We start from the raw sequence: 8,279 nt of genomic DNA, 5'->3' as shown, positions 1-8,279 counted from the left end.
CAAGCACGGGCTCCATTGCACATAAAGTGTAGCTGGTGCTATGGACATCCATTCCGATTTTTAGTATTCTATTCATAAATGACCTCCTTTTGTATGTGGTAAACCACTGTCTATTGATTTAGTCGTCAATTACAGTATAGTGGCGAATCCACGATATTACAAATGTGAGGTCATTTCATATTATCTTATTTCTTCGTTCGGAAGCACCACGCCTATCGGCTCGGTCCGGCGGCGCCTCAGTTGGCGTCGCCCTCCCCGCAAAGCCTTAACTCTTCGTCGGGCCACGCCAACCAGGCCCGGATTTTCTCGGTCCGCCGGCGCCTCAGTTGGCGTCGCCCTCCCCGCAAAGCCTTAACTCTTCGTCGGGCCACGCCAACCAGGCCCGGAATTTCCCGGTCCGCCGGCGCCTTTGTTGGCGTCGCCCTCCTCGCAAAACCTTAATTTTTCGTCGGGCCACGCCAACCAGGCCCGGAATTTCCCGGTCCGCCGGCGCCTTTGTTGGCGTCGCCCTCCCCGCAAAGCCTTAATTCTTCGTCGGGCCACGCCAACATGGCCCGGATTTTCCCGGTCCACTGGCGCCTTTGTTGGCGTCGCCCTCCTCGCAAAACCTTAATTCTTCGTCGGGCCACGCCAACCAGGCCCGGATTTTCCCGGTCCGCCGGCGCCCTTGTTGGCGTCGCCCTCCCCGCAAAACCTTAATTCTTCGTCGGGCCACGCCAACCAGGCCCGGCCGAGCCTCCGGCAACCCGGGCTTCCCTTTTCCCATAAGAAGAGAATGCGACGAATATATATAATATAACAAGATATTAAACTAACAGTTACTTGACATAAAAATGGGGGGGGGGTAGCACAATATATCTTGTGTAATTATGTAATTCAAATTATCAGGGGGAGAAATGAATTCGAAAAGAAAATACAAAAGAGGAATTTGTCGTACGCTGATTGTGGTGATGATGGTAGGTCTGATGGGCGGCGTGTATCCCATGATGCGGGAAAACCAAGCCTGTGCGTTTACCCGAACCATGAACGTAAACGATTGGCTGGAGCAGTGCCGGATGGTGGCCATCAAGGTTTCCAACGAAAAGGCTAAATACCACGGAGACCCGGGTTCACCGACGAAGAAATACGATAAGAATTTCAATAGAAAACATCTGACGAAGATTCACCGAAGAGTGCAGCTGAACTGTGCGGACTACGCATCCTGGTGTCTCCAACGGTACAAGGTACTCCCGGTGGGTCAGAAATTCTGGGTGCAGGGTCAGAGCATCGAAGGAAAGGACAAGAAGAAAGTTCGGAAGAACAAGAAATTCCAGCAGATTAAGATTGCCAAGAAAGGGGTCTATGCTTCCACTTTGGTGAAGCGAAAGGGAACCAAGAGTCTCAAGAAGGGCGACCTGGTTTCCGTGGTGAAGAAGAACGGAAAAGGGCATCACATCCAGATCTATGCCGGCAGAGAAGAAGGCACTGGCAAAATGCTCTGGTATATGGTGAACAACGGCAGCATTTGTGACAAAAACGGTTACCTGAAGCTGTCCCGCATGCTGCGTACCGTGAACGGTCAATACAACGGAAATCCGCGCATCGCCATGATTCTCCGCATCAAGGGCCTGAACTATACGGAGAAATTTAAAGTGACTACATCTCACGGAGAACACGGAACGATTGCCGGGGCCCGCTGGGTAAAGTGGGGCAAGGATGCGGAGTTCGCCGTGACGCCGGAAGAGGGATATGAAATCGCCGGTGCGACGGTGAACGGCAAAGCCATCGAATTCGACCCTTCCGCCGATTCGATTACGGTAAAAAATGTTCGTAAAACCAGCCGCATCCGGGTGGAATTCCGGGAAGCGCCGCCGACAGAGGTACCGGATGAGACAGTGAAACAGATTCCGGAAGGAGGAAATTTAAATCCGGAGGAGAAGGAGTAAGAGGTTAAAGGGGAGTCGGTTTGCTTTTGTCGGATGATATTTTTCCGGCCTTCTGGTGCATGAAATTGTTTTTATTGGGGGCGTAATCTGTTATGCGAACAAGAAGTACGAAGTTCCGACGGCGATATGTTTGATGGAAATTTTTGGATTCCTTTTGATTGGAAAATATCTGTATTATGACGTTTGAATAAGGGCAGTTCGAAGATTTCCGCAAAGGTGTTTCAAGTATTGAAAATGGAATAAGATGAGAAAGAGGTGAGTCTGTGGGACCCACCTCTTTTTGTTGGAATAAATTGCGACAGAACATGGAAGTGAAAGTAAACCGGAATTAAACTGCCAGTTTATTGACGAAAAAAGTGAAGGAGTTGATAATATACTAAGAAAGTCTCTAAGAGACAAAAGTGTATCATATTCACTCTCGGGGAAACAATCGGTCAATTTATCTGGGCTAAATTGGAGGAACAATTATGAAAGAGAGATTTGGGAAGTTATTGGGAGTTTTAGTGTGCAGCATGGTTCTGGTGGGAACGCTGGCCGTTGCGGCATTTGCGGATGATGATGTTGTACCGGTAGGATCTGCAGATGTGGCATGGATTGGCGAAACCGGTTACGAAACATTGGAGGCAGCAGTAACAGCTGCAAAGAGCGGAGACACTATCGTTCTGGGAGAGGGAAAATATACCCTGTATAAGAAGGGCGCCGACACAAAGGGAAAGAACCTCACCTTTGTCGGAAAGGGCGCTGACAAAACAGAATGGGGAATAGGTGCAACAATGCCGGATCCGGACAAATTTGGAACGGAATATAACGGAGACTACAGTTTTGACGGTGCAGGTACAATTACTTTTAAGAACATGACATTGCAGTCGAGCACTGCGAATTATCTGGGCTTTATTCGTGCAGATAGGACAATTACGGAGAATTGTACTATTAACGGAAAGACCTTCTACTGGGGGTATACTTCCGCAATGTTCAAAAACACAACCTTCAACGCACCGAAGGGTGATTATGCACTGTGGACATACAGCTCGCCGGAGATGACTTTCGATGGGTGTACCTTTAATACATCCGGAAAAACCGTTAACGTGTATACGGATTTCGGTGCCGGAAAAAACGACATCACGGTGAACTTCAGCAATTGCACGGTGAATAATTCCGCTGAAAAAAATAAGTCGGTGCTGAACATCAACGATCAGAATATGGGAAACTTTAAGTACAGACTGAACATTTCCGGAACAAATACGATTAACAACACTGCTGAGGGTGTTGATATTTTCCGCGATTCGGTGACATGCAGCAGATGGTTTGGCTTCGGCGGAAAGGCATCTTCCAATAATACCGGCAGAAGTGTGGTTACCGTCGATGGCCATGATGCATTCAAGGATGGCAAGATGGTGGGTCACGAGGTTTGTGACAACTACACCGATGGTTATAAAGACAATGCTTATGAGAGAAGCACATCGGACTGGGAAAAGACTGATACGGACAAGTACGTTCGTCGCGTGAAGAAAGTCTGCAATTACTGTGGCTACAGTGAGACATATGATGAAGAGGGTTATTCCGTAACGTATACCGATGGTGTGGATGATAAGGAAATCTTCAAAGATCAGACACAGATTGTTCCGGCAGGAGATGGAACGCCGAAATTCGATGGCGAAGATCCTTCCAGAGAGGGTTACAAATTCACCGGGTGGAGTCCGGCGGTAGAGGAAACCGTAACTAAGAATGTAACGTATACTGCTACTTGGGAAAAAGAAGCGGATCCGACCGATCCGGATAATGGTGATGACGATACCACTCCGAGCAAGACCAACGGAAAAACTACGGGGAAAAAAGTAGCTCCGAATACCGGAGACGACAGCAATCTTTCACTGTGGGCTGCTTTGCTGTTCATTAGTGGTGGTGTTGCCATTGGTACAACGGTTGCAAGAAAGAAGAAAAAATATACCAAATAATTCCATGAATTGACGAAATAACGGCTGCAAAATCGCAGCCGTTATTTTTTACCGTATCTCCATCCCGGCCTTCACGATGCGGAGCAGCCGCACCGCCGCGCGGAAGCAATTCTTCTCCGCATCGCGGATGGCCGAATCCAGGGATTCAATGCGGTCCACCAGGGGCATCATCCCGGAAATTCCGAAATCGTACAGCGCCTCGGCGCCGTCCTCGATGCTTCCCGCCAAGGCGAAGCAAGGTATTTGGTGGGTTTTGCAGTGCGCCGCCACGCCGGCCACCACTTTGCCGTAAGCCGACTGGAAATCCATGCGCCCTTCACCGGTGATGACCAGGTCCGCGGATTCCAGATGCTCATCGAATTCCAGAAGCTTCAATACCGTCTCGATGCCGGAGGAAATTTCGCTGCGGGTAAAAGCAAGCAGTCCGGCGCCGAGACCCCCGGCCGCCCCGGAACCTGGTGCGTGGCGGATGGATTTTTTTTGGAGGGCGGATTCTACGCAATCGATGTAGTGAGCCATGGCTTGATCCATGTCGGCCAGCCGCTCTGCCGGAATACCTTTCTGGGGTCCGTACACGTACACCGCGCCTTCCGGCCCCAAGAGAGGGTTTTTCACGTCACTCATGACGGTGATGGGGATCCGGGAAACGGCGGGGTCCAGCCGGGAGACATCCACCGCCGCAATTCGATGCATGGATGCGGGCATCGGATCCAGGGGCATGCCGTTTTCGTCCCGGAACACGGCGCCAAGGGCGGCGGCCATGCCCATCCCGCCATCGCTGGTTGCGCTGCCGCCCAGGCCCAGGTAGATATGCCGACAGCCCTGAGAGATGGCATCCAGAATCATCTCGCCGGTGCCGAAGGTGTTGGAATGGAAGACATCCCGCTCCGCCTCGGGCACCAGGGTCAGGCCGGACGCGCCGGCCATATCCATGATGGCGATTTTTGTTTTTGGGAGGGGATGCTCCGGCGTTTCCCGTGCAGAAGCGGTGGGTGCGGATGGAACGATGCCGTAGCGGGCGGTGACCGGAGTCCCTAAAGGGCCGCGGACCTGCACGGTGCGGATTTCACCGGGGAGGACGTTCATCAGCACTTCCGCGGTGCCTTCCCCGCCGTCCGCCAGGGGAAGCTTCTGAACGGCAGCATCCGGGAATACCTCCCGGGCGGCGTTTGCCGCGATGTCACAGACCTGAGAGGCGGTGAGGGATCCCTTGAAGGAATCCGGCGCGATTACAATCTTCATAAAAAAATCCTTTCTGTATGCGGGAACCGGCGAGATGCCCGTTGTCAAGTGTTTTATTTTCTTAATGCCATAGTGAGTGGAAATCTTTCCGCCGATATATTACAATATAAATCAGAAATATTATAGCAAGTACGAGGGGATTCTGCTATTGGGACAGGAGAGAGATATATGAAGAAACAGGCAGATATTTTGACGCAGTATGCGGAAATCGATGAAGCGCACGTGGATGCGCTGCTGCAGGAGGAGCTTCGCCGGAATCGGAAGAAGCTGGTGGTACTGGACGATGATCCGACAGGGGTGCAGACGGTGCACGACGTGTCGGTGTATACCCACTGGACGCCGGAGGATTTGGCGGCGGGTTTTCAAGAGGAAGAGAATCTGTTCTACGTGCTGACCAATTCCAGGGGTTTTACGGAGGCGGAAACGATAAAAGCACACCGGGAGGTCGCAGAGGCCACCGACAAGGCGGCAAAGGCGGCCGGTTCACCCTGGACAACATCCACTATGTGAAATACGGCGAAGAGTTGGTGCCGGCCAATGAAACGGAGTTCGCCAAGGACCCCACCTTCGGATACGTGTCGGAGACCCTGCCGGAGTACGTGGAGGAGAAGACCGGCGGAAAGTTCCGGAAGGAAGCGGTGACCTGCATCTCCTTGAAAGATTTGCATGAAATGAATTTCGACCGGATTCAGCAGCAGCTGATGGACGTGAAGGATTTCAATAAAGTCGTGGTGAATGCGGTGGATTATCCGGACCTGAAGGTATTCTGCGTTGCGCTGCTTCGGGCCATGGCCGCCGGCAAGAACTTTCTGTTCCGGACGGCGGCATCCCTGGTGCGGGTGCTGGGCGGCATTTCGGAACGGCCGCTTCTGACCCGGGAGGATATGGTCCAGAAGGAAACCGCCAACGGCGGAATCATCGTGGTGGGTTCCCACACGGACAAAACCACCCGGCAGCTGAGCCGGCTCCGGGAGCGGGAGGACATTGCGTTTATTGAATTGGATGCGACGCTGGTTCGGGACGAGGGAGCCTTTGAGCAGGAAGTGGCCCGCTGCCTGGCAGAGGAGGAGCGCTGCATCCGGAACGGGCAGACGGTGTGCTGCTACACCACCCGAGGCCTGATTACGGCGGATACCGGCGACCGGGAGGACGAGCTGCGCCTCTCCGTGCGGATTTCTGATGCGGTGCAGTCTCTGGTGGGACGGCTGTCGGTCACACCGGCTTTCGTCATCGCAAAAGGCGGCATTACTTCCAGCGATGTGGGTACCAAGGCGCTGGCGGTAAAAAAAGCTCGCGTGCTGGGACAGATTCAGCCGGGAATTCCGGTGTGGCAGACCGGAGCGGAAAGCCGTTTCCCGGGAACGCCGTACGTCATCTTCCCGGGAAATGTGGGTGAGGACGGAACTCTGAAAGCCGCGGCGGAAGTGCTTTTAGGGGGAAAATAAAAAGCAATATTTGTTAAATAACAACAAGGTCAAATAATTCGGTTGTGCAATTTAACAAAGTGAAGAAGAGTGCAAAAAAACCTTTAAAAATCAACGTTTTTGTGCTATATTAGAATACAATTTATGATTTAAAATACTGTTGCGAAGTGAGAAAGAAAGAGGTGTACAATGGCAATTGTTCTTCAGGAACCATCCAGAACATTTAGTGAATATCTTCTGATTCCGGGCTACTCCAGCGCGGAAGCAAGACCGGAAAATGTGTCGCTTAAGACTCCGATTACCAAGTTTAAGAAAGGTGAGGAGCCGGCGATTACCATGAATATTCCACTGGTATCTGCAGTAATGCAGGCGGTATCTGACGACCATATGGCCGTAGCTCTGGCAAAGGAAGGCGGCGTTGCGTTTATCTACGGATCCCAGTCCATTGAAAGCCAGGCAAACATGGTACGCAAGGTAAAGAGCTACAAAGCGGGCTTCGTAACCAGCGACTGCAACCTGAAGCCGGATCAGACCCTGAAGGATGTTCTGTACCTGAAGGAAAGAACCGGTCATTCCACCATCGCGATTACCGAGGACGGTACTGCCAACGGCAAGCTGATGGGCATTGTAACCAGCAAGGACTACAGAGTCAGCCGTCTGGATGCGGACACGAAGATTTCCGAGTTCATGACACCGATGGACAAGCTGGTATACGGAAAAGAAGGCATCACCCTGTCCGAGGCGAACGACATCATCTGGGACAACAAGGTGAACCAGCTGCCAATCGTAGACGATGAGATGCACCTCAAGAGTCTGGTATTCCGTAAGGACTACGATTCTCATAAATCCAACCCGAACGAACTGCTGGATGCCAACAAGAGCTACATAGTTGGTGCCGGAATCAACACCAGAGACTTTAAGGAAAGAGTTCCTGCACTGGTAGAGGCCGGTGTAGACGTGATGACCATCGACTCTTCCGAAGGTTACTCCGAGTGGCAGGCAATCACCCTCAAGTGGATTCGCGACAATTACGGAGACACCGTTAAGGTGGGTGCCGGAAACGTTGTCGATAAAGAAGGTTTTGACTTCCTGGTAGAGCACGGTGCGGATTTCGTAAAGATCGGTATCGGCGGTGGCTCCATCTGCATCACCAGAGAGCAGAAGGGTATCGGCCGCGGCCAGGCTTCTGCTGTGCTGGAAGTTGCAAAAGCAAGAGACGAATACTATGAGAAGACCGGCATCTACGTTCCGATTTGCTCCGACGGCGGTATCGTTCACGATTACCACATGACTCTGGCTCTGGCAATGGGTGCGGACTTTATCATGCTGGGAAGATATTTTGCTCGTTTCGACGAGTCCCCATCCGCAAGAATCATGGTTAACGGAAACTACATGAAAGAGTACTGGGGCGAAGGTTCCGCAAGAGCCAGAAACTGGCAGAGATACGACCTGGGCGGCGATGCAAAGCTGAAGTTCGAGGAAGGCGTAGATTCCTACGTTCCGTATGCCGGCTCTCTGCACGACAACGTAAAGCTGTCCCTGGACAAGGTGAAATCCACCATGTGCAACTGCGGCGTGCTGAGCATTAAGCAGCTGCAGGCGGAAGCGAAGCTTACTCTGGTATCCGCAACCAGTATCGTTGAGGGCGGCGCTCACGACGTTGTCCTGAAGGACAACAGCGTTGCTACCGTAAGACGATAGTTGAAAAACGAGACGCAGAATGTATAATAACG

The 8,279-nt window shown here is 51.9% G+C and carries 5 protein-coding genes and 1 pseudogene; 5 read left to right on the top strand and 1 reads right to left on the bottom strand.

The genetic code is table 11. From position 1 onward, the window contains the following. The first annotated feature begins 896 nt into the window (after positions 1–896). Positions 897–1,925 (top strand): hypothetical protein, encoded by a 1,029-nt coding sequence (locus tag FYJ65_RS07760; protein ID WP_154554752.1) that lies wholly within the window; start codon positions 897–899, stop codon positions 1,923–1,925. Between the two features lie 467 nt (positions 1,926–2,392). After that, entirely contained in the window at positions 2,393–3,880 is a 1,488-nt protein-coding gene (locus FYJ65_RS07755) for a pectinesterase (RefSeq protein WP_154554751.1), read from the top strand. Positions 3,881–3,928: 48 nt separating this feature from the next. Here the strand turns inward: FYJ65_RS07755 and FYJ65_RS07750 are convergent, their stop codons facing one another. Further along, the gene (locus tag FYJ65_RS07750; protein WP_154554750.1) at positions 3,929–5,122 is read right to left on the bottom strand and encodes a glycerate kinase family protein; all 1,194 of its coding nucleotides are present in this window, start codon (positions 5,120–5,122) and stop codon (positions 3,929–3,931) included. 168 nt (positions 5,123–5,290) lie between these two features. Between FYJ65_RS07750 and FYJ65_RS09895 the strand changes: the two are divergent. The 3 genes and pseudogenes from FYJ65_RS09895 to FYJ65_RS07740 all read left to right on the top strand — a co-directional run. Next, positions 5,291–5,904: pseudogene (locus FYJ65_RS09895) on the top strand (four-carbon acid sugar kinase family protein); the annotation flags it as partial. A 6-nt stretch (positions 5,905–5,910) separates the two neighbouring features. Beyond that, positions 5,911–6,567, top strand: a complete 657-nt coding sequence (locus FYJ65_RS09890) for a nucleotide-binding domain containing protein (protein WP_331469455.1) — start codon at positions 5,911–5,913, stop codon at positions 6,565–6,567. 168 nt (positions 6,568–6,735) lie between these two features. Further along, positions 6,736–8,247, top strand: coding sequence for an IMP dehydrogenase (locus FYJ65_RS07740; protein ID WP_154554749.1), 1,512 nt, complete (start codon positions 6,736–6,738; stop codon positions 8,245–8,247). Positions 8,248–8,279: the final 32 nt, after the last annotated feature.

Source organism: Mogibacterium kristiansenii (assembly GCF_009695905.1).
Taxonomy (GTDB): Bacteria; Bacillota; Clostridia; order Peptostreptococcales; family Anaerovoracaceae; genus Mogibacterium_A; species Mogibacterium_A kristiansenii.
The sequence above is the reverse complement of the archived record's forward strand: the minus strand, read 5'-3'. Positions and strand labels throughout refer to the sequence as shown.

Bases quoted from the DNA above. Each gene is read 5' to 3' on its own strand.
- FYJ65_RS07760 (WP_154554752.1), top strand. From the start codon at position 897: ATGAATTCGAAAAGAAAATACAAAAGAGGAATTTGTCGTACGCTGATT.
- FYJ65_RS07755 (WP_154554751.1), top strand. From the start codon at position 2,393: ATGAAAGAGAGATTTGGGAAGTTATTGGGAGTTTTAGTGTGCAGCATG.
- FYJ65_RS07750 (WP_154554750.1), bottom strand. From the start codon at position 5,122: ATGAAGATTGTAATCGCGCCGGATTCCTTCAAGGGATCCCTCACCGCC.
- FYJ65_RS09890 (WP_331469455.1), top strand. From the start codon at position 5,911: ATGGCCGCCGGCAAGAACTTTCTGTTCCGGACGGCGGCATCCCTGGTG.
- FYJ65_RS07740 (WP_154554749.1), top strand. From the start codon at position 6,736: ATGGCAATTGTTCTTCAGGAACCATCCAGAACATTTAGTGAATATCTT.